21 protein-coding genes and 1 riboswitch are annotated in these 21601 nt (G+C 68.2%); of the genes, 8 read left to right on the top strand and 13 right to left on the bottom strand.

All coding sequences use genetic code 11. The features are described 5' to 3' along the window. Positions 1-12 precede the first annotated feature (12 nt). Positions 13-939 (bottom strand): helix-turn-helix domain-containing protein, encoded by a 927-nt coding sequence (locus tag ACWF0M_RS08950; RefSeq protein ID WP_452235049.1) that lies wholly within the window; start codon positions 937-939, stop codon positions 13-15. Between the two features lie 133 nt (positions 940-1072). Between ACWF0M_RS08950 and ACWF0M_RS08955 the strand changes: the two genes are divergently transcribed. Together ACWF0M_RS08955 and ACWF0M_RS08960 are read left to right on the top strand one after the other, a co-directional pair. Continuing rightward, positions 1073-1399 (top strand): PadR family transcriptional regulator, encoded by a 327-nt coding sequence (locus ACWF0M_RS08955; protein WP_131295191.1) that lies wholly within the window; start codon positions 1073-1075, stop codon positions 1397-1399. Further along, the gene (locus ACWF0M_RS08960) at positions 1396-2622 is read left to right on the top strand and encodes an HAAS signaling domain-containing protein (protein ID WP_452235050.1); all 1227 of its coding nucleotides are present in this window, start codon (positions 1396-1398) and stop codon (positions 2620-2622) included. Before ACWF0M_RS08955 ends, ACWF0M_RS08960 begins: the two co-directional genes overlap by 4 nt. 318 nt (positions 2623-2940) lie before the next feature. Here the strand turns inward: ACWF0M_RS08960 and ACWF0M_RS08965 are convergent, their stop codons facing one another. The 5 genes from ACWF0M_RS08965 to ACWF0M_RS08985 are packed head-to-tail and all read right to left on the bottom strand — an operon-like array spanning position 2941 to position 8188. Next, complete coding sequence (locus ACWF0M_RS08965) at positions 2941-3915, bottom strand: adenylate/guanylate cyclase domain-containing protein (RefSeq protein WP_452235051.1); 975 nt, start codon at positions 3913-3915, stop codon at positions 2941-2943. Further along, positions 3905-4303: a cyclic nucleotide-binding domain-containing protein gene (locus tag ACWF0M_RS08970; RefSeq protein WP_410788783.1), complete on the bottom strand. Its 399-nt coding sequence runs from the start codon at positions 4301-4303 to the stop codon at positions 3905-3907. The genes ACWF0M_RS08965 and ACWF0M_RS08970 overlap by 11 nt, the downstream gene beginning before the upstream one ends. 54 nt (positions 4304-4357) lie before the next feature. After that, complete coding sequence (locus ACWF0M_RS08975; protein ID WP_452235052.1) at positions 4358-5707, bottom strand: threonine/serine ThrE exporter family protein; 1350 nt, start codon at positions 5705-5707, stop codon at positions 4358-4360. Continuing rightward, positions 5697-6674 (bottom strand): sugar-binding transcriptional regulator, encoded by a 978-nt coding sequence (locus ACWF0M_RS08980; protein ID WP_452235053.1) that lies wholly within the window; start codon positions 6672-6674, stop codon positions 5697-5699. Before ACWF0M_RS08980 ends, ACWF0M_RS08975 begins: the two co-directional genes overlap by 11 nt. Before the next feature lie 32 nt (positions 6675-6706). After that, complete coding sequence (locus tag ACWF0M_RS08985) at positions 6707-8188, bottom strand: apiosidase-like domain-containing protein (protein WP_452235054.1); 1482 nt, start codon at positions 8186-8188, stop codon at positions 6707-6709. Positions 8189-8235: 47 nt separating this feature from the next. Next, a riboswitch (FMN riboswitch) is annotated at positions 8236-8403 on the top strand. A gap of 84 nt (positions 8404-8487) precedes the next feature. Between ACWF0M_RS08985 and ribB the strand changes: the two genes are divergently transcribed. Beyond that, entirely contained in the window at positions 8488-9102 is a 615-nt protein-coding gene (gene ribB / locus ACWF0M_RS08990) for a 3,4-dihydroxy-2-butanone-4-phosphate synthase (RefSeq protein WP_452235055.1), read from the top strand. A 55-nt stretch (positions 9103-9157) separates the two neighbouring features. Here the strand turns inward: ribB and ACWF0M_RS08995 are convergent, their stop codons facing one another. The 7 genes from ACWF0M_RS08995 to ACWF0M_RS09025 are packed head-to-tail and all read right to left on the bottom strand — an operon-like array spanning position 9158 to position 15970. Continuing rightward, complete coding sequence (locus tag ACWF0M_RS08995; protein ID WP_452235056.1) at positions 9158-10117, bottom strand: transketolase family protein; 960 nt, start codon at positions 10115-10117, stop codon at positions 9158-9160. After that, on the bottom strand, positions 10114-10992 hold the full coding sequence (locus ACWF0M_RS09000; RefSeq protein WP_452235057.1) for a transketolase: 879 nt from the start codon (positions 10990-10992) through the stop codon (positions 10114-10116). Before ACWF0M_RS09000 ends, ACWF0M_RS08995 begins: the two co-directional genes overlap by 4 nt. Further along, complete coding sequence (locus ACWF0M_RS09005; RefSeq protein ID WP_452235058.1) at positions 10989-11984, bottom strand: sugar phosphate isomerase/epimerase family protein; 996 nt, start codon at positions 11982-11984, stop codon at positions 10989-10991. The genes ACWF0M_RS09000 and ACWF0M_RS09005 overlap by 4 nt, the downstream gene beginning before the upstream one ends. An 8-nt stretch (positions 11985-11992) precedes the next feature. Continuing rightward, positions 11993-12889 carry a carbohydrate ABC transporter permease gene (locus ACWF0M_RS09010; RefSeq protein ID WP_452235059.1) on the bottom strand — a complete coding sequence of 299 codons (897 nt, stop codon included), beginning with the start codon at positions 12887-12889 and terminating at the stop codon, positions 11993-11995. After that, positions 12886-13785, bottom strand: coding sequence for a carbohydrate ABC transporter permease (locus ACWF0M_RS09015; protein WP_452235060.1), 900 nt, complete (start codon positions 13783-13785; stop codon positions 12886-12888). Before ACWF0M_RS09015 ends, ACWF0M_RS09010 begins: the two co-directional genes overlap by 4 nt. 2 nt (positions 13786-13787) lie before the next feature. Then, positions 13788-15080, bottom strand: a complete 1293-nt coding sequence (locus ACWF0M_RS09020; RefSeq protein WP_452235061.1) for an ABC transporter substrate-binding protein — start codon at positions 15078-15080, stop codon at positions 13788-13790. Next, positions 15077-15970: a nucleoside hydrolase gene (locus ACWF0M_RS09025; protein WP_452235062.1), complete on the bottom strand. Its 894-nt coding sequence runs from the start codon at positions 15968-15970 to the stop codon at positions 15077-15079. The genes ACWF0M_RS09020 and ACWF0M_RS09025 overlap by 4 nt, the downstream gene beginning before the upstream one ends. 118 nt (positions 15971-16088) lie before the next feature. Here ACWF0M_RS09025 and ACWF0M_RS09030 point away from each other — a divergent pair, with 118 nt between their 5' ends. The 5 genes from ACWF0M_RS09030 (at position 16089) to ACWF0M_RS09050 (ending at position 21560) form a co-directional block, all read left to right on the top strand. After that, complete coding sequence (locus ACWF0M_RS09030) at positions 16089-17495, top strand: FGGY family carbohydrate kinase (RefSeq protein WP_452235063.1); 1407 nt, start codon at positions 16089-16091, stop codon at positions 17493-17495. A 128-nt stretch (positions 17496-17623) separates the two neighbouring features. Next, positions 17624-18787 carry a Gfo/Idh/MocA family protein gene (locus tag ACWF0M_RS09035; protein ID WP_452235064.1) on the top strand — a complete coding sequence of 388 codons (1164 nt, stop codon included), beginning with the start codon at positions 17624-17626 and terminating at the stop codon, positions 18785-18787. Continuing rightward, positions 18784-19980: a dihydrodipicolinate synthase family protein gene (locus tag ACWF0M_RS09040; protein ID WP_452235065.1), complete on the top strand. Its 1197-nt coding sequence runs from the start codon at positions 18784-18786 to the stop codon at positions 19978-19980. The genes ACWF0M_RS09035 and ACWF0M_RS09040 overlap by 4 nt, the downstream gene beginning before the upstream one ends. Then, positions 19977-20792 carry a sugar phosphate isomerase/epimerase family protein gene (locus tag ACWF0M_RS09045; protein WP_452235066.1) on the top strand — a complete coding sequence of 272 codons (816 nt, stop codon included), beginning with the start codon at positions 19977-19979 and terminating at the stop codon, positions 20790-20792. Before ACWF0M_RS09040 ends, ACWF0M_RS09045 begins: the two co-directional genes overlap by 4 nt. A gap of 12 nt (positions 20793-20804) precedes the next feature. Continuing rightward, positions 20805-21560: a sugar phosphate isomerase/epimerase family protein gene (locus ACWF0M_RS09050; RefSeq protein ID WP_452235067.1), complete on the top strand. Its 756-nt coding sequence runs from the start codon at positions 20805-20807 to the stop codon at positions 21558-21560. The last annotated feature ends 41 nt before the right edge of the window (positions 21561-21601 follow it).

Raw genomic sequence — 21601 nt, forward strand, 5'->3', positions numbered from 1 at the left:
CGCCTCGGGGGATTAGTTGCCTTCGGCTACGAAGTGCATTGGGTCGCCGAAGGAGAGGTCTTTGATGTTGGCGGTGTGGAAGGCTCCTATTAGGAGGGATCTGCGGTGGGCGGCGAAGGTTAGGACGTGGGCGACCATTCCGCCGTACGTGAAGACTCTTGGGGGTTCGCAGGTGGTGTCGACGAAGCTTTCGTCGAAGCGGCCGTCTTCGTTGAGTTGGTTGACCAGGGCGACGAAACGCGCGCCGGCGTCGGCGTGCCGGGTGCGGAGTTCGGGGATCGGGGTGACGACCTGGCGGCCGCATTCGGGGACCTGGAAGGGGCGGTCCTCGACGGATGCCAGCCACATCTCCTCCTGCCAGACCAGGCGGTCCAGCAGGTAGCGGATCGAGATGTCGTCGTCGATCCCTTCGACGGACAGCTCGATCGGCCGGTCCAGCGTGGCGGCGTCCAGCCGGGCGCCGCGTTCGATCATCTCGCCGGTCAGCCACACGTGGTGCTCGACCATCTTGACGAGTACGTCCATGCCTCTCACCTTTCTACGGGCCGGCAGCCGAAGTCCGGCCGGCGGCTGGAAATGCACTCCACTCGGCGCCGCGAGGAAGAACACCCGCGACGCTTCCCGCCGCCACTCCCGTGGCGACATCCCGTACGCCCTGGCGAAGGCCCGCGTGAACGCCTCGTGCGACCCGTACCCGGCCTCGATCGCGACATCGAGTACGGCGACCGGCTCGGCCAGCAACCGGTACGCCGCACGCTCCAGCAGCACCCGCCGCCGGAACGCGAACGGCGACTCACCAGCCACCGCCCCGATCACCCGGTCGAAGTGGAACCGCGACAGATGCACCCGTCCCGCCAGCCCGGCACCGTTCACCGGACCGTCGGAACCGCGCAGACCGGCCGCGACCACTGCCACGAATTCCTCGAACACATCCGCCATGCCCACCACTGTGCCCCCAGCACCCGGTCCCCGACTTGATCGAAATTGCGGAACGTGTAAGTGGTTAACGGAGTACTCCACAATGTGTAGTAGTCTTCTCAGCGGAGCACCGCCGGTGCCGGAGGAGGTCGCGATGGATACGAGCCAGCTGCTCAAGGGCGTACTGGATCTCGCAGTGCTGGCCGTGCTGCGGGACGCCGACGGCTATGGGTACGACGTACTTCGCCGGCTGCGCGCCGCGGGACTCGAGGACGTCGCGGACGCCTCCGTGTACGGGACGCTCCGCCGGCTGTTCCAGGCCGGCGCGCTGACGTCGTACGTGCAACCGAGCGAGGAAGGCCCGCACCGCAAGTACTACGGGCTGAACAAGACCGGCCACGAACTGCTGGCCCGATCGACCAAGACCTGGAATCACTTCGCCGACACGATGTCGGTGCTGCTGGAGGAGGAGGCCGCGTGAACAGCACCCTGACCGGAGCGGTCGCGATCTACCTGACGCAGGTGCGCGCCGAGCTCAGCGACCTGCCGCCGGGTGAGCTGGAGGACGTGCTCCAGGACGTCACCGACCACCTCACCGAGGTAGCGGGCGAGTTCGACGCCGAGCCGACCCTGAGCGACCTGCAGGTGCGTCTCGGTACGCCGCGGCAGTACGCCGACGAGCTGCGGACCGCGGCCGGTTATCCGGCACGCACCGAGCCGGTCAGCCAGGACTACCTCGCGTCCGGCTGGAGCGCGCTGCGTTGGGGCCTGATCGCCGGTACGGTCGGCCCGTTCTTCGTTGCCGTCAGCATCTTCGCGTGGTCGCGCGACGAGACGACGTTCTTCGGGCTGCTCGGGCTGGGCGTGCTGTTCGTCGCGGCATTCCTCGGCGTACGGGCGTTGCACGGCAACGACCCCCGGATCGTCCTGGACACCCCGCGCGGCGCACGGTGGGCGACGGCGGTCCGTGGCTGGATCGACCAGATCCCGCCGAACGTCCGGCACGAACTCGCGACGATCGGCCAGCCGGTCTGGTGGGTCGCGCGGGGGATGATCGGCGCGGGCGGGTTCTTCGCGCTGTTCGGCGCACCCTCGGTGACCGTGGTCGGAGCCATCGCCGGCGCGGCGGTCTCGATCTGGATCGGTCGCCGGACCCAGCAGGACAGGCGGTGGCTGTGGTACGTCGTACCGCTCAACGTCGTCGCGGCGGTGGCAGTCCCGGCGTTCCTGGCCGCGGCGTACGTCGGCGCGTCCTTCGGGTTCCTCGAGAACTACAACGACTACCGCGGCACCTCCCGAGGGTACGAACCTCCGACCAAGGGAGTTGTCGTGGACGGGGTCACGGTCTCGAACATCTACCCGTTCGATGCCCAGGGCAAGCAGATCGCGGTCCGGCTGTACGACCAGGACGGCAACCCGATCAGCATGGAACTGCAGGACTGCGCGACCAACTACGGGCAGCAGTCACGCGACACCACCAGCAACCTGTTCCCGCAGCCGGTGGTCGTCCCCGACGAGAACGGCGACATCGGCCCGGACAACTGCAAGGAATCCACGAAGGCCCCCTTCATCCCACCGCCCGCCCCAGCCACGCGGACCACACCGCCGCCCGCGAGCAGCACACCGAAGCCCGGCGCTGCCCCAACCTCCGTTAAGCCCACAGGCACGCCGGGCGTAACCCTCACCGTGCAGCCAACCAGGTGAGCTACAGATGCGCCGCGGCGACGTGGCGGTAGGTGTAGCCCAGGCGGTGGTAGACGGCGATGGGGGCGGGGTTGCCGCCGTCCACCATCAGGCCGGCACAACCGTGCTGCTTGATAGCGAGTCGACGCGCGCGTCGCCGTGCAGCCAGGCCGGATCTCCCGCACTCACCAACCCTTCGCCTTGAGGCTGCTGCGGCTCCGGCTGAGCGTGCGGCGAGGACGGACCTGGGGTTTGGTGAGTGGCGGAGGTCCGGGTGTCCATCCATCCGAAGGCCGCGACGTTGTCAGCGCTGCGGTCGTCAGAGGCTCGGGCACGTGGTCATTCTGCTCGTTGGATTGCGTACGGGACGAGGTGGCGGTAGCCGCGGACGGCGACTCGGCGGAGGCGGTGGATCGCGTACGACGAGTGGCCGTCGAGGGCTGCGGCGAGTTCGCGGTCGGCTAGGACGCGCCCGGGTTTGCATTCCGTGGTGAGACGGGCGGCCAGGTTGACGACCTCGCCGTACACGTCGCCGAGCCGGATCAGGATCGTGCCGTACGCGAGCCCGATCCGCAGCTCCGGAAGGTCCTCGTCGGCGTTTACCGCGTCCTGCAGCGCGAGCGCCACCGCGGCGCCCTGCGCGGCGGTATCGGCCACGAACAGCACCTCGTCGCCCATCGACTTGATCACCCGGCCGCCGTTCAGCGCAACGACGTCGGCAGCCGTGCCCTCGAAGCGCTCGATCAGCTCACCGAGCTCGACCTCGGTCAACCGCCGCGTCAGGCGTGTGTAGCTGACGATGTCCGCGAACCCGACCGCCCGCACCCCGCGCGCCAGCTCGTCGGAGCCAGCCACCGCCCGACCGGCCGCCGCAGCGAGGTGCCGGCGCCAGACGTACGTCTGCAACCGCTCCATGGCCGGCAGCAACAGGCCCGCGACCTCGATCGCCTCGTCCGCGGACAGCTTGGACCCACCGAGGAACTCCAGGAACATCGCCGACTGCCAGGACGCCAGCCGGGACTGCGTCTGGCCGAGTTTCCGGGCCAGCGACGACTCCATCTCGGGCTCGATGAACCCGTCGTCCTCGAGCGCCGCGACCAGCCGCAGCGCCTCGACGTCGTCGTCGGTGAAGGCCACCTCGTCGTCGGGAACCGTCGCGAACCCGAGCGCGCGCCACATCCGCTCGGCGCGCTGGTTCGAGATGCCGGCCCGCTCGGACACCTGGATCCGGGTGAACTTCCGCTCACCGCCCAGCAGCGTCCGCTCGAACTCCCGCGTCAACCCGGCCAGATCCGGCCCAGGCTCAGTGGCCACCGCGGCGCTCGGCGATGGTGGCGTCGATGGCGTCCCGGAACGCCGGCAGCCGGCGGGTCAGGTCGTCGAACTTCTCCCGGGTGAAGTGCAGCAGCTGCAGCCGCGACTTCGCCGTGACGGTTGCCGTTCGCAACGTGTTCTTCCGGACCGCGACCTCGCCGGCGATATCGCCGGGCCCGAGCTCGGCGATCTCCTGGCCCTTCTCGCGCACGGCCGCCGTACCGCTGAGGATCAGGTACGCCGCGTCCGGTGGCGTCTGCTCCAGGATCAGCGACCAGCCGGCCGGAACCGAGACCTCCTCGCCGGCGCGGAAGATTTCCCTGATGTCGCGTCCGGACAGGTCCGCGAACAGCGGCAGGTCCCGCGGGGACGTCCTACCCAGTGCCACGTCGATCCTCCTCGCCGATGTTTCCAGTCAGTAACTCTAACGCACACGTCGCGATCAGGAGGATGTACGGCGGCGACGGGTGCGGCGTGGGCCGGAGCGGCGGCGTACCGGGCGGCGGGGGCCGACGAGGCGGGGGCCGGCCAGGCGGTCCTCGAGGCGGCGGGCCTCGCGGCGGATGGGTTGGGCGACGTACTCGCCGAGGATCAGGCCCGAGGCGAGGGCGACGCCGATCGCGACCGCGGTCGTGAGGCTGACGATGCCGATCAGCTGGCCGACGGCCATCAGCTCGTAGAGCCCCTTGTAGATCGTGAGCCCGGGCAGCAGCGGGATCGAGCCGGCGACGACCACGACCAGCGGCGGTACGCCGGTACGCCGACCGACGGCGTACCCGCCGAGACCGACGACGAACGCCGCTGCGGCGGTGGACCAGGCGGGACCGAAGGACGCCCTGGTCATCAGCGTGAAGACCAGCGACCCCAGCGCACCCATCACGGCGACGGGCAGCAGGGCCCGCAGCGGCGCGTACGACGCGTACCCGAACGCGACCGCCATCACCGCGCCGGACGTGACCATGAGCGGCAGGTTCCCCAACTGGATCGTCTGCGCTTCGATGCCGACGTGCAGACCGAACTTCAGGCCCAGCGCAAGCCCCAGTGAGACACCGGCGATGATCCCGCCGGTGAGCAGCATCGCCTCCAGAAGGCGGGCCGCGGCGGTCACGTAGTACCCGGTGATCGCGTCCTGCACGGCACCGGTGAGGGCGATCCCGGCCAGCAGCATGATGATGCCGGCGGCAACGACCAGGGACGGCTTCACCGGCGCGTGCACGGCGTACAGGATCAGCGCGACCGCGGTCGCCACGAACGCACCGGCGACCTGCTGGTAGAACGCAGGGAGTCGCTGCCGGTTGAACCACCGGTTGCTCAGGTCGATCACGATCGCGGTCAGCACCGCCACCAGCGTGATCAGCCATCCGCCGCCGAGCAGCAGCGTCGCGCCGCCGGCCATCACGCCCCAGGCGAGCACCGCACTCCACCGCGGGTACGGCGGACCGGCCGACGTCAGCCGGGCGAGTTCGCGGGAGGCCTCCTCGCGGGTCACGTCGCCGCGCGCGAACCGTCGTACCAGCTGGTCGACGTCGGTCAGCCGAGAGAAGTCCTGGGACCGGTAGCGGACCAGGCGGATGTGTGTTTCGGGCGCGACGTCCGGTGCGGCCTGGTACGAGACCGCCATCGAGGTGAACGTGATGTCGACCTCGCAGCCGCGCAGTCCGCCGGCCGCGGTGACACCGAGGATCGTCGCGGTCGCGTCCGCCGTACCGGCACCGCTGGACAGCAGCACCTCACCGACCCGCAGCGCCAGGTCGATGGTGGCGTAGACCTCCCGCTGCTCGTCAGGCTCCATTTAAGAGCCGGTGAGCCATCGCGAGGTCGGTGATCAGGATGTTGACCCAGCCGCCGAGCAGGGCCGCGCGGATCGCGGAGTACTTGCGGTCGCCGCCGGCCACCCCGATCCGGCGCGGCACCGCCAGCAACTCCTTCGCGGTCACCCCGATGACCCGCTGGTCGAACGTCGAACGCACGAGCTTTCCCTCTTCGTCGAAGAACCGGAAACACACGTCCCCGACGGCACCGAGCCGGCGCAGCTCGTCCTGGTCGGCCTCCGCGACCGCGTTCCCACTGCGCTGCAGCAGCGGCGAGGGCTCGAGGCTGCCGATCCCGACCAGGGCGTCGGTGAGTTGCCCCCACGTGCCCAGAACGTCCCGAACGGACACGTCGTTCATCATCGCCCGGCGTACGGCGGGCGTCCCGACCAGCCCGGGAGCGGGCAGGTACACCGGCATCCCACCAGTCAGCTCAGCGAACCGCGCGGTCAGCCGGGTGGCCTGCATCTGCACCGCGGCATCACCCAGTCCGCCGACGATCTGGACCACCTTGTCCACCACCGGCACGCTCTTGCGCGGCATCCGGTCGACCGCGCTGATCAGCGTCTCGCTCCAGGACGAGATCCCGACCACGTGCCCGCCCGTCAGCGTCATGTCCAGGTACGCCGCCGCGCCCGAGCCGAGCGCAGGCAGTACGTCGTCCCCCACGCCGAGAGTGTCGACGACGACCGCGTCGCGCAGCCCGTACCGCCCCTGCAGTTCGTCCTCGAGGTCACTGTGTACGCCGCTCGGCATAGTCACCACGGTGTGCACGATCCCGACCTCGACGGCCTGTTTCAGCATCCGGGAGACGCGCGCCTGGGAGAGGTTCAGCTCGGCGGCGATCTGCGGCTGGCGGATGCCCTTCTCGTGGTACATCCGCGCCACCTTCGCGAGCAGCCGCAGCTCGTCCAGCCCCGGCCGGCGCACCGCGCGGTTCGCGTTCACCTCGACCCCCTCGCAACGTTCAGGTCTACGGACTATAGGTCAGGCAGACACAGGTACACGCGGGGCGCTCCACCCTCGTCCGGGATCGGGGAGAGCGGAGTATCGCGTTTGCCGGTGGCGACGACCGAGCCGTCGCGGGGATCGACGATCGTGTAGCTGAGCGGCACGGTGTCGTCGAACACCATCACGGGCCCGCCGTTCTCGCGGTACACGATCAGCATCCCGTCCGCGCCGCTGAGCGCACGCCCGGAGATGACCCGGGTCCAGTCCGGCACCATGTCGGTGGTCGGTAACCCGTCGAGGATCTTTCCGAGCAGTCCGACGTACGTCGACCCTTCGAAGCCGATCGCCTCACGCCAGCCCGCGCCGGGTGCCAAGAAGAACTCGGAGTGCCCCGGCTCCTCGGGATGCAGCCGCCACTGCCACAGGCTGCCCGCGCCGTAGACGACGCCCATCGTGCCGCCCGCGCACAGATTGCTCCACGCCTCGTGCCCCTGCCACCAGCCCTCGGCCACGCCGGTCCGGCCGGTGTGTTCGTACGTCGGTTCGCCGTTCGCGACCGCCTTCACCGGTTCGTTCCGCCACATGTCCGCGACCCGCTCCGGCACGTGCTCGCCGGTGTGCCCGGTCTGACACCACTGGAAGTCCAGCCAGTCCGCGTCCTGGTGAGCGAGCGCGCGGATATGCGGCCGGTAATGGATGCCGGTCGGCTGCTCGTAGCAATCCACCGCGTGCACCTCTGCACCACCCGCAGCAGTCTGAGGCTCCGCACCGGAACCGTCCCCACCAACCAGGTAGATCGCCGGCCTCGCTCCGTAGCGCGCCACGAGGTAGCGGCAGTAGGCGGCGTACTCCGATGGCGGTACGACGGTGCCCGCGACGTCGAGACCCTTCCAGCCGAAGCCCTGGAACACGGGCTGCAGCACCGGGACAAGACCGTGCTCGACCAAGATGTCGAGCAGCTCGTCGAGGTACTGGAAGTACTCGACATTCATCCGGTTCAGGTGACCGTCGGCGAGATCCTCGAAGCCGACCGCGAACCCTTCGTCCTGGGTCCGGTCGCGCGGTCCGACGGCGCGCATGTCCGGTTGGACGGTCATCAGCAGGACCGCGTTGAAACCCTTCGCCCGCCGGTCGGCGGCGTACTCACGGACCTGGTCGGGGGTCGCCCGCCACGGCAGCGCCCACGCGGTGTCGGCGACGAGGATCGCGGGCGTCCCGTCGGCGTGCACCAGGCTCCGGCCGCCGGGCGACATCCGCCAGAACCCGTGGGCGTAGAACGGATTGGCCTCGTCTTCAGGCGCCGGGGACACGTCGACGTCGAGGTGACCCGACGTGGGGCTGCTCGTCCATCGCCAGTGCCCGGGCATCGGCGCCGCGAAGCGGACCTTTCGCACCTCGCCGCCGTCCCAGAACGTGGGCCGCCGGAGCACGACACCGCTCTCGTGCTCGAACTCGACCCATTCGGCGGTGGTGGGCAGTTCGATCTCGCGCCAGACGGATGAGATGGACATGACACTCCAGGGATGCTCGTTGCCGTTAAGCTGATGCTGAGAAGAACACACGTGCTCTGGGGTCGGTGAAATTCCGAGCCGGCGGTGACAGTCCGCGACCCGTGACTTCGTGTTCTGACCGGGGCGGTGGGGTGGGCCTCGCAAGGACACGGGACGGTTGACCTGGTGGAACTCCGGGACCGACGGTGAAAGTCCGGATGGGAAGACGCACGTGGCAGCTGCACGTCCCTGCAATGGGGGCGTGGAGCTTGTCGTTGCCCCGGAGTGCTCACGAATGCATTTCCGAGAGGACAACGATCGTGGACACCGTGACCAGCCTGGACACCATCGACCATGCGGTCGCCGAGCTCGCCGCCGGACGGCCGGTCGTGGTCGTCGACGACGAGGACCGTGAGAACGAAGGCGACCTGACCTTCGCAGCGAGCCTCGCGACGCCCGAGTTGATGGCCCTGCTCGTCCGTCACACCAGCGGCTACGTCTGCGCGCCCGCGGCGCCGGAGATCCTGGACCGGCTCGAGCTGCCGTTGATGGTGCCGAACAACCAGGACAGCCTGCGTACGGCGTACACCGTGTCGGTGGATGCGGCGACCGGAGTCGGGACCGGTATCTCCGCCGCGGACCGGGCGCGGACCGTCCGTGTGCTGGCCGATCCCTCGGCGCAGCCCGCGGACCTGATCCGGCCCGGTCACATCCTCCCGTTGCGCGCGGTCGACGGCGGCGTCCGGCAGCGGCCCGGTCACACCGAGGCCACCGTCGAACTCGTCCGGCTGGCCGGGCTGCCGCCGGTCGGCGTGATCGGCGAGCTCATGAACGACGACGGAACCCTGATGACCGGCGCCGACCTCCACCGCTTCGCCACCACCCACAACTTCGCCCTCATCTCCATCGCCGCCCTCATCACCCACCTCGCCTAGTTGCTTGCGTCCGAAGAACTGGAGGGGTGTCTCGCCAGTTCTTCGGACGTAAGCGTCAGTGGACGAGGTTGCGGGCGGCGTCGGCGATGCCTTCGGGGGAGAGTCCGTAGCGGTCGAGGAGGTAGGCGGCCGACCCGGTGGGGGCGAACTCGGGGAAGCCGAGGATCGTCACGCGGGCCGGATGATGCTGTACGACGGTCTCGGCGACCGCACCGCCGAGGCCGCCGCCGGACACCGCTTCCTCGGCGGTCACGATGCCGGCCGTCTCCCGCGCGGCCGCGACCACGGCGTCGGTGTCCAGCGGCTTCACCGTCGGCATCGACAGCACCCGGGCCGAGATCCCTTCCTCCGCGAGCCGTTCGGCGGCGGCCAGCGCCCGCCACAGCACGGTCCCGTTGCTGATCACCGTGACATCGTTGCCCTCTCGCACCGTGATCGCCTTGCCGAGCTCAAAGGAGTAGTCCTCGGCGTACACCTTCGGCACGCTCATCCGACTCACCCGGATGAACACCGGCCCCTCCGATGCGGCAGCCCAGCGCAGCGCGGCCGCGGTCTCGATCGGGTCGGCGGGCACGATGACCTTCATGTTGGCGATCGCCCGCAGCCAGGCGATGTCCTCGATCGAGTGGTGCGTCGGGCCGAGTTCGCCGTACGCGACGCCGGGGCTCATACCGCAGAGCTTCACGTTGGTGTTCGAGTACGCGACGTCGGCCTTGATCTGCTCGAGCGCCCGGCCGGTGAGGAAGCAGGACGCCGCCGAGACGAACGGGATCCGGCCGCCGTTGGCCAGCCCGGACGCGACGCCGACCATGTCCTGCTCGGCGATACCGACGTTGATCAGCCGGTCCGGGAACGCCTTGCGGAAGCTGTTCAGCTTGCTCGACCCGACCGAGTCGTTGACCACGCCAACGATCCGGTGATCGGCCTCGGCCAGCTCCGCGAGCGTCTCGACGTACGCATCCCGGCAGTCGTACCGCGGCTGATCCGCGATCGAACGGGTCTCCACCACTGTCATGCCAGCTCCTTCAGTGCCTGCTGGTACTCCGCGGCGTCCGGCACGCGGTGGTGCCAGGCGACGTTGTTGCTCATGAACGAGATCGGATGGCCCTTGTGGGTGTGCGCGATCACGAACGTCGGCTTGCCCGGCCGGAACGGTACGGCGGACAGCACGTCGAGCAGCTCGCCGTGGTCGTGACCGTTCACCTCGACCACCGCGAACCCGAACGCGGCCGCCTTCTCCGGCAACGGGTCGAGGTCGTTGGTCTCCTTGGTGGTCGCACCCTGCTGCAGCCGGTTCCGGTCGACGATCACGGTCAGCCGGTCCAGCTGGTACTGCGAGGCCGCCATCATCGCCTCCCAGTTCGAGCCCTCCTGCAGCTCGCCGTCGCCGACGAGGACATAGGTACGGCGCAACGAAACATCGAGCTTCGCCGACAGCGCATGACCGACCGCGACCGGCAGGCCGTGCCCGAGTGGACCGGTGTTGGCCTCGACGCCGGCGACCTTGGTCCGGTTCGGATGCCCGTTCAGCGCGGACAGCGGCTTGAGGAACGTAGCGAGCTCCTCGACCGGCAGGAACCCGAACGCGGCCAGCGTGGTGTAGAGCGCGCCCGCGACGTGCCCTTTGCTCAGGATGAAACGGTCCCGCTCGGGGTCGTTCACCGTCGCGGGCGAGATGTCGAGCACAGCGCCGTACAGCGTGGCCAGGATGTCGATCGAGGAGAAGTCGCCGCCGATGTGCCCGGCGCCGGCGTGGTGGACCAGCGTGAGGTCCTGGATCCGGATCTGTTTCGCGGCCTCGGCGATGTGCGCGACCTGCTCGGCGCGACTGGAGTGGACCGGCAGGCGTCCGAGCACCGGCATCGTGGTGTGTTCGACGGTCAGCGTCATGCCAGCTCCGCCATCGAACTCAGCAGGACCTTCTGGACCAGCTTCTGAGCGGCCAGGGCGTCGTGCGAGGCCTGCGCTGCGGCGAGGGCTTCGTCATCCAGTACGTCGAGCGCATGGTGGATCGCCTTGAGGAACGTGATCGCCTGCTTCGCGGCCTGGACGCTGTCCTCGCGGAATGGGAACTGATCGAGCTGCCAGACGCCTTCCCAGTTGTTCTTGCGCAGCGTGTGGAAGAACTCGAACGTCTCCACCAGGTGCACCGAGCCGACCACCATGTCGTCGTCCCAGCCGCGCAGGTTGTCGTTCACGTCGATCGCGAACAACCGGCCGTAGTCGATCGCAAGTTGCGCCGCGTCGGCCGGCGTCTCCTGCCCGTACAGCGAATGCCCGAAGTCGAGCAGGATGCCGAGGTTGGGCAGGCCGATCTTCTCGATGCCGAGCAGCGTGCGGGCGACGTTCGGGAAGATGATCTTCACCCGCGGTTCGCGCGGCTTGTACTCGATCACGAAGTTGATGTCCGGATGCGCGCTCACCAGTTCCTTCAGCCCGTCCAGCGCCAGGTTCCAGATGTCGTGGTAGTTGACCTGGAACGGATAGTCCCAGCCGTCCTGCCCCGGCCACAGCTTCACGTACGAGCAGCCCAGGTCCTTCGCGAGTTCGGTTGCCTGATGCAACAGCTCCAGCGCCTGCTTGCGGACGGCGGGATCCGGGTTCGTCAGCGATCCCTTGACGAAGTCGCGGGTGTAGATCTCCGGCGTGATCGCGATCGCCTTCAGGTTGTTCCGCTGCAGCGCGGACTTCACCTCGTCGAGCGTCCCGTCGTACCCGGCGAACGGCCAGTTCAGGTCGACGACGGACAGGTCGCCGACCGCACCGGCGCGGTCGATCTGCTCGAGCAGCCCGACGGGTTCGCCGTACCCGTCCGTGGCGTAGCGGTCCTTGTAGGTGGCGAAGTGCCAGATACCTGCGCCGAAGACCGGCATGTCAGTCATATGCGTTCCTAACCTTTGAGAGAGCCGGCGGTCAGACCGCCGACGATCCAGCGCTGCAGCAGCGTGTAGGCGATGAGGATCGGCACCACGGCGATCAGGATGCCCGCCGCGAGACCGGTGTTGTTGTTGGCGAACTGGCCCTGGAAGTTCAGCAGCCCGACCGGGATCGTCTTGTGCGCGTCCGAGTTCAGCAGGATGAGCGCGAACAGGAACTCGTTCCAGGTCGCGACCGCGTCCAGGATCGCCACGGTCACCAGAGCCGGGACCGACAGCGGCAGGATCATCGTGAAGAACACCCGCCAGTCGCCCGCGCCGTCCACCCGGGCGGCCTCGATGATCTCGTCCGGGAGCTGCCGGAAGAACGACTGCAGCACCAGCACCTCGAACGGGATGCCGAACGCCAGGTACGGCCCGATCAGCCCGAAGATGCTGTCGGTCGCACCGGCCGAGCGCATCATGATGAAGACCGGCACGATCGTGATGTAGATCGGGATGGTCAGCCCGAGGAACACCGTGAACATCACCGTCCGGCGGAACTTCATCCGCAGCTTGGCCAGCGCGAACCCCAGCATCGCCGACACCAGCACACCGAGCGGCACCTTGATCAGGGCCAGGATCGCGCTGTTCTTGTACGTCGTGGCGAAGTTGCCGATCCCCCACGCGTCCTTGAAGTTCTCCCAGGTCAGCTGATCGGGCCACGACAACGGCCCGTTCCCGATGAAGTCGGCCAGCGGGCGGACGGCGGTCACAACTAGCAGTGCTAGCGGCGAGATCCAGAAGAGTGCGATCACCGCTAGGACGAGCGTCATCACCAGGCCGCGACGCCCCTTGGGCCCAGGACTGATGGGTTCAGTGGTGGTGGCCGAAGCGGGAGCGGTCACCTGGGCTGGGGCTATGGCGGTCATGAGGCCTCCCTGGTTTGGGAGCGGACGTAGGGGATGCCTACGGCGATGGCGACGAGCGTGATCACGACGGCGATCGCGGTGCCGTAACCGGCCTGGTAGTACTGGAAGACGTTGAAGTACATCCACGTCCCCATCACCTGCGTCGACGTACCCGGGCCGCCGTACGTCATCGCGTAGATCATGTCGAAGACCTTGAACGAGTCGATCAAGGACAGCGCCAGCACGATGTAGTGCGCCGGCCGCAGACTCGGCATCGTCACGTGCCAGAACTGCTGCCACTTCGTCGCACCGTCGACGGTCGCGGCCTCGTAGAGCTCGTTCGGGATGCCCTGCAGCGCGGCCAGATACAGCAGCATCGGGAAACCGGTCCGCAACCAGATCGCCGGGATCATCACGGCCCACAACGCCGTCGAGTCCTGCCCGAGCCACGGTTGCGCCAGTCCGTCCAGCCCGATCAGCCGCAGGAACGAGTTGATCGCGCCGTACTGCGGGTTGTAGAGCCAGCCCCAAATGCTCGCGATCGAAACCAGCGGCAGGACGGCGGGCGTGTAGAAGATCAGCCGGAGGATCGGTTTGCCGTGCACCTTCCCGTTCAGCGCGATCGCCAGCAGCAGACCGATGACGGTCGGTACGGCGATCGTGACCACGGTCCAGATCAGGTTGTTCTTCACCGCGGTCACCACGACCGGGTCACTGGGCAGCTTGAGGTAGTTGTCCAGGCCAACGAACTTGTACGTCGCGCTCAGGCCGTCCCAGTTGGTCAGGCTGAACCACAGTGACGACACCGCCGGGTACACCAGGAACCCGACGTACACGATGAGCGCGGGCAGGGCGAACAACCACGGGGACCAGCGGCCGCCGCGTTGGGGCTTGGAGAGCACGACTGTCGTTGCCATGCTCAGCTCTTCGCCCAGGCGGAGACGATCTCCTGCATCTTCTTCGCCGCCGCGTCCGGCTTGACCGAGCCCTGCAGCAGATCGCTCTGCACGCTGAAGTACTGGTCGGCCTGCTTCTTCGGGAACGCCTGGTCCTGAATCGTGTAGAACGGGTTGGACCCGTACTTCTGCGCCCATTCCGAGGCCAGCGGCAACGTCTTCGGGTCGGGCTCGGCGCCCTTGACCGTCGAGGCGGTGATGTTCATCGCCTTCTGCGTCGCGGGCTGGACGATGAAGTCGATCAGCGCGGCGGCCTTGTCGGCGTTGCCGGTCCGGGCGTTGATCATGTAGCCCTCGACGAAGCCCGAGTGCCGCGCCGGGGTCTTGTCGGTGGGCAGTTCGAAGTTGCCGAACGCCGACGAGCTCTTCTTGGCCGACAGGATCGCCGCCGCCTCGGTCCACGGCCCGGTGATCGTGTACGCCGTCTTGCCCTGGACGTACCACGGCTCGACGTCGGACGGGTCGAGAGCGAGAGCGCCCTGCGGCAGCCACTTCTTGTCCTGCCACTTCTTGAACAACGTGAACGCCTCGACCACCTCAGGCCGGTCCCAGCTCTCGGCGCCGGTCAGCAACTTGTCGTGCAGCTCCGGGCCGGCCGTGTGCTCGAGCAGGTACTCGAACAGCCGCATGATGTCCCAGCCGTACTTGCCGCCGAGCCCGCACGGCGTGACACCGACAGCCACCAGTTTGTCGTTCACAGCCTCGAGCTCGGCGTACGTCGTGGGCGGCGCGCTGACACCCGCCTTCGCGAACAGCGACTTGTTGTACCAGGCACCGATCCCGAGCGAGATGAAAGGTACGCCGGACTTCACGCCGTCGAAGGTCATCCCGCCGATCGCCGTGGTGTTGATCTTCGAGTCCCAGCCGTACTTCGAGTAGTACGGCGACAGGTCGAGCGACTGCTTCGCCTTCGCGAACGGCGCTCCGATCTGACCGCCCCAGATGCGCCAAACGTCCGGGCCCTTGCCGCCGAGCAGCTCGGTGCGCAGCTTGTCCGGGTACACGGCGGCGCCCGACCCGGGCAGGCTGTCGACGGTGGTCGTCGTACCGTTCTGCTCGTCGAACTTCTTCACCTGTGCCTTCAGCAGGCCGATCGTCGAGTCGTCCTCGTACGTGAACAGGCGGAGGTTGTTCGACGCCGCCTGGGTGGCTCCCGCGCCGGTCGACGTACCGCCGCCGGTGCAGGCGGACAGACCGGCGCCGAGTGCGGCGGCGGACGTGAGACCGAGGAAACCACGGCGGCTGAACGTGTTCATGAGTTGCTCCTTTGGCGGGCAAAGCGGCGGATCTTGGCGAACATGTCCTCCAGCAGGAAGCGCACGTCGACCTGCTCGCAGACCTGGATGGGGTTGTCGGTGCCGGGCAGATACCAGCCGTCGACACCGAAGCGCGGCGCCGGACGGGTCCGGAAGTTGCCGCTGTGCGGGTAGAGCATCAGGGAGATCGCAGGCGAGTCGCCGAGGGAGCGGGACTCGATCGGCTCGCCGTGGTACGTCGCGTTCCACTCGATCAGCTGCTCGATCAGGTACTTCCCGAGCGGGCCCGCGTCACCGATCTTCTCTTCGAGCTCCGCGTAACTGACCGAGACCTTCGTGTACACGTCGCTCGGGACCTGCCAGACCGTGATCCCGGAGCCGAAGACCACGTTGGCGGCGTGGATGTCGTTGGACAGGTTGAACTCGATCCGGTGGTCGGCCGCGTAGCCGTTGTAGCCACGACCGCCGATCCAGACCACGATCACGTCCCGGTGCACGAGCTCCGGGTCGAGCAGGATCGCCGACGCCATGTCGGTCAGCGGGCCGAGGAACGACACGAACAGCGGGTCGCCCTCGGAAGCCGGCTTGGACTCCTCGATGATCAGCCGCGCGCCGGGCGAGTCGAGCGGGGTCTGCTCGTCCGGGATACCGGTGGCGGCGCCGTTCGCAACGGTGACCTGCCCGGTCAGGTCCATCAGGTCCAGCAGCAGATCGATCTCCTCGCGGGATTCCTCCATGCTGCGGTCCGACCGGCGGGTGCCGAAGTGCGCGGGGATCAGGCCACGGACGTCGAAGGTCGGCGACAACAGCCCGTGCACGATCGCGAACTGGTCGTCCGCCTCGTTCTTGGCATCGGTATTGATGATCACCCGGCGTCTACTCGACCTCACGCGCTCTCGCCTCCAGCTTGATCAGTGACTAGATATTCACTACTGCATAGCCTGTCGCCATGAGTGTCTCCACGCGGCTAGAGTCACGTCAAGAGCTCAGTTGAAACTTGGAGGGGCGATGGTCCAGGCGGTACTCGCGATCGACCAGGGCACGACGAACTCCAAAGCCGCGCTGGTCACCGCGGACGGCCACGTCCTCGCAACCGCCTCCGCCCCGGTCGGCCTCTCCACACCACGCCCAGGCTGGGTCGAACAGGACGCGACCGCCCTGTGGCAGAGCGTTCTCACCGCAATCACCACCTGCCTGACCTCCGCGACGCCGGTCGAGGTTGTCGCCGTTGCGCTGTCCACCCAACGAGAGTCCGTCGTCGGCTGGAATCGTTCGAGTGAGCCGGTCGGACCTGTCCTCGGCTGGCAGGACGCGCGGACCGCCGAATGGTGCGCCCAACTCCCTTCGGCCGTTGACGATCTGGTCCGCCGACGAACCGGACTGCGCGTGGACGCGATGTTCTCCGCACCCAAGATGCGCTGGCTCCTCGATCGATCCGACGCGTACGTCGGCACCGTCGACGCCTGGTTGATCCATCGGCTGACTGGTTGCCAGGAGCACCTGACCGAGGCCGGGAACGCGTCCCGCACCTTGCTCTACGACACGATCGAGCTCGACTGGTCCGCGGAGCTCATAGAAGCGTTCAACATCCCGCGGGCAGCGCTCCCCGACGTACGGCCGTCGAACGCCGGATTCGGAACCACGAAAGGCGTACCCGGGCTGGCCGACGGGATCCCGATCGTGGCCGTGCTGGCGGACTCACATGCGGCGATGTACGGGCAGGGCTGCACGCAGGCGGGGATGGCGAAGGCGACGTACGGGACCGGTACGTCGGTGATGACGCCGGTCGCAGGTTTCGTGCCGAGTGGATGCACGCTCGCGTGGCTGACCGAGCGGCCGATGTACGCACTGGAAGGCAACATCGTGTCGTCGGGGGCCGCGCTCGCCTGGACGGCCGAGCTCCTCGGCCTGGCAGATGTCGGCGCGCTGACCGCGCTCGCGGCGACGGTCCCGTCGGCCGAGGGCGTCGTACTGGTGCCGGCCTTCGCGGGACTCGGGGCACCGCACTGGGACCGCGAGGCGCGGGCAGCGCTGACCGGGATGAGCAGCTCGACCACGCGGGCCCACATCGCGCGGGCGGCCGTCGACGCGGTCGCTCATCAGATCTGCGACATCACGGACACCATCCCGGGCACGCTCAGTAGCCTCCGCGCGGACGGCGGCGCGACGGTGTCCGACCTGCTCATGCAGACGCAGGCGGATCTGCTCGGTCATCCGGTCGAGGCTGCCGACGTACCGGAGATCTCCGCCCTCGGGGCGGCCGAGCTGGCCTGGACCACGCTCGGTGAGACGACCGGGTGGGCCGGCAAGCGGTCCTACCGGACGTTCGAGCCCGGACTTGACGCCGGCGAACGTGGGCGGCGTCGAGCCGAATGGGCCCAGGCGGTCGCGTCGGTGCGCGTCACGCCGGCCTGATCCACCTGCCGTCTCGGTGTGGGACATCGCTTTCCGTTACAGGTTGACGGGAGGTTTTCGCACACCTATGGTTACGCTCACAAGCTGCGGAAAGCCCTTTCCAAGCCTGGAGCGCGAGAGGTAAGACTGTGAACGAGCGACGCATCGGCATCGTGATGAACGGCGTCACCGGCCGGATGGGCCTGCGCCAGCACCTCGAGCGTTCGATCGTGGCGATCCGGGAGCAGGGCGGAATCCCCGCTGCCGACGGCACGATGATCATCCCCGAACCGATCCTGGTCGGCCGCAACGAGCTGAAGCTGCGCCGGATCGCCGAGCAGTACGGCCTGGAGCGGTACACCACCGACCTGGCCGAGGCGCTGGCCGCGCCGGACGTGGAGATCTACTTCGACTCCCAGCTCACCCAGCTGCGCGAGAAGGGCGTCCGGGCCGCGGTCGAGGCCGGCAAGGCGATCTACTGCGAGAAGCCGATCGCCGAGAGCCTGGACGCGGCCGTCGACCTGGCCAAGCTGGTCCTCGACTCCGGCCTGAAGAACGGTGTGGTGATGGACAAGCTGTCCCTGCCCGGCCTGCGGAAGCTGAAGCGGCTGGTCGACGGCGGGTTCTTCGGCCGGATCCTCTCGGTCCGCGGCGAGTTCGGGTACTGGGTCTTCGAGGGCGACTGGCAGGAGGCGCAGCGGCCGTCCTGGAACTACAAGTCCGAAGAGGGCGGCGGCATCATCCTGGACATGTTCTGCCACTGGCGGTACGTGCTCGACCAGACGTTCGGCTCCGTGAAGTCCGTGTACTGCCAGGGCGCGACGCATATCCCGACCAGGGTCGACGAGAACGGCGAGTCGTACACGGCGACCGCGGACGATGCGGCGTACGGCGTGTTCGAGCTCGAGGGCGGGATCATCGCGCAGCTGAACTCGTCCTGGGCCACGCGGGTGTTCCGCGACGAACTGGTCGAGTTCCACGTCGACGGGACCGAGGGGTCGGCGGTCGCCGGCCTGCGGAACTGCCGCGCCCAGCACCGGTCCGCGACGCCGAAGCCGGTCTGGAACCCGGACCTCCCGGTCACCGAGAAGTTCCGCGACCAGTGGGCGACTGTCCCGGACAACGAGCCGATGGACAACGGGTTCAAGGTCCAGTGGGAGATGTTCCTGCGGCACGTGGTCGACGACGCCCCGTTCACCTGGGACTTCGTCGAGGCCGCCAAGGGTGTTCAACTGGCCGAGCTCGGCCTGAAGTCCTGGCACGAGGGCCGCAAACTCGAGGTCCCGGCGCTCGATCTCGGAGCCAACCGGTGACGCTGGAACTACGCCTACCGGCGAGCCTCGCCGCCTCGGGCGGCGCGGCGGACGCCGGTGCGGGTGGCGTGCTGGAGACTTATCAGCTCGCCGGTCAACCGGTTGCTCAAGGCACCTACTCTCCGGCGAGCTCGCGGTTGGCGTTCGCGGCCGCGCATGTTGTCGCCGACCCCTTGGGCGACAACTCGCCGGGGGCGCCCGCGGTGATCGACTGGGAGCACACGCTCGAGTTCCGGCGGCACCTGTGGTCGCTCGGGCTGTCGGTCGCGGAGGCGATGGACACCGCGCAGCGCGGGATGGGCCTCGACTGGCCCGCCACGCAGGAACTGATCCGCCGCTCAGCAGCAGAAGCCCCCGACGGCCAGATCGCCGTCGGCGTCGGCACCGACCAACTCGCGTCCGGCAGCGCCGGTCCCCTCGACGAGGTCATCGCGGCCTACGAGGAGCAGCTGGCTGTCGCCGAAGAGGTCGGCGCCCAGCCGATCATGATGGCGAGCCGGGCCCTGTGCGCCGCGGCGAGCTCGCCTGACGACTACCGCAAGGTCTACGACCGCCTCATCACGCAGTCGTCCCGCCCGGTCATCCTGCACTGGCTGGGCTCGATGTTCGACCCTGCGCTCGAAGGCTATTGGGGCAGTACGTCGGTGGACGCGGCCACGGACACCGTCGTCGAACTCATCACCGACAACGCGTCGAAGATCGACGGTATCAAGATCTCGCTCCTCGACGCCTCGAAGGAAGTTGCCCTGCGCAACCGCCTCCCCGAGGGCGTCCGGCTCTACACTGGAGACGACTTCAACTACCCCGAACTGATCCGCGGCGACGGCGAACGGCACAGCGACGCACTGCTCGGGATCTTCGCCGCGATCGCCCCGGCGGCAGCAGCCGCGCTCAAGGCACTGGACGACGGTGACCTGGAGACCTACGAAAACGTGTTCGCGCCGACGGTTCCGTTGGCCCGGCAGATCTTCTCCGCGCCGACGTACTACTACAAGACCGGCATCGCGTTCCTGGCCTGGCTGAACGGGTTCCAGCCAGGGTTCACGATGGTCGGTGGCCTGCAGACCGGACGATCGCTGCCGCATCTCGCGGACACGTTCCGGCTCGCGGACCAGGCCGGTGTACTGACGAATCCCGAGCTGGCCGTCGACCGGTTCCGGCAGTTGTTGCGCGTGAGCGGGATCGACGCGTGAACAGGTACAGCCTCAACCAGGCGACCACGAAGTACTGGCCGCTCGAGGACGTCGTCGGAGCGAGCTCGAAGGCGGGGCTCGAGTGGATCGGGCTGTGGCGCGAGCCGATCCAGGAGTACGGCGTGGAGAACGCGGCTCGTCTGGTCGCGGATGCAGGTCTGAAGGTCTCCTCGTTGTGCCGCAGCGGCTTCTTCACCGCGACCGATCCGGTCGAGCGGAAGGCGAAGATCGAGGACAACCGGCGCGCGATCGACGAGGCCGCGACGGTCGGTACGTCGGTCCTCGTGCTGGTCAGCGGCGGGCTCCCGGCCGGATCACGTGACCTCGACGGTGCCCGCGGCATGGTGCGGGACGGGCTCGCGGAGCTGGCGCCGTACGCCGAAGAACGCGGTGTCACGCTGGCGGTCGAAGCCCTGCACCCGATGTTCTGCTCGGACCGGTGTGTGGTGTCGTCACTCGGCGGCGCGCTCGACCTGGCCGAGCAGTTTTCTCCGACGCAGGTCGGGGTAGTGGTGGACGCGTACCACCTGTGGTGGGACGCGGACGTGTACCGGCAGATCGAGCGGGCCGGTGAGCGGATCGTGTCGTACCAGGTCAGCGACTGGGTGGTGCCGCTGCCCGAGGACACGCTGCTCGGGCGCGGCATGATGGGCGACGGTTCGATCGAGCTGCGCCGGCTGCGCGAGGCCTGCGACGCGGCCGGGTACGACGGACCGATCGAGGTCGAGATCTTCAACCAGCAACTGTGGGACGCGCCGGGACAGGAGGTCTTCGACCTGGCGCTGGCGAGGTACCAGGAACACGTTTTCTGACAAGGAGCCTGTATGACTGACCGGACCATTCCTGCCGACGGAATCGGAATGCACCTCTACACGATGCGGGACGTGCTGGCCGAGGACTACCCGGGGACGCTGAAGCGGCTCGCCGGGATCGGGTACCGCACGGTGGGCGTGAGCGGGCGGTTCGACCACAGCGCTGCGGAAATCCGCGGATTCGCGGACGATTCCGGGCTGTCGATCGTGCTGGAGCATGTCGGGTACGCGCGGATGAGCGACGACTGGGCCGGCGCGCTGGCCGGCGTACAGACGCTCGGGGCGCAGTGGGCCGTCGTACCGTCGATTCCTTCCGAGCTGCACTCGGTCGAGGGCTTCAAGACCGCCGCGGCCGCCTTCACCGAGGCCGGGAAGGCGGCGCGGGACGCCGGGCTGAAGCTGCTGTTCCACAATCACGGGCGGGACTTCGACGAGGTCGACGGGCAGGTGCTGTACGACATCCTGCTGGACGTCGACCCGGAGCTGCTCGGGTTCGAGCTGGACCTGTACTGGGCGGTCGACGGCGGGCACGACCCGGCGAAGCTGTTCCAGGAGCACCCCGGCCGGTTCCCTGCGCTGCACGTCAAGGACATGGCCGAGGACGGGTCCTGGGAGGACGTCGGGGCCGGAAAACTCGACTTCGGCGCGATGTTCACGCACGCGGAATCAGGTGGCGTGGAGCAGTACCTGGTCGAGCACGACAAGCCCACGGACGCCTGGCAGTCGGCCGAGCGCAGCTACCGCGGACTGACCGAACTGCGGTACTGAATCCGGTGACAACAAACGCTTAACCGGGTCAGCTGTGGATA

This window comes from Kribbella sp. NPDC055110, assembly GCF_053607525.1.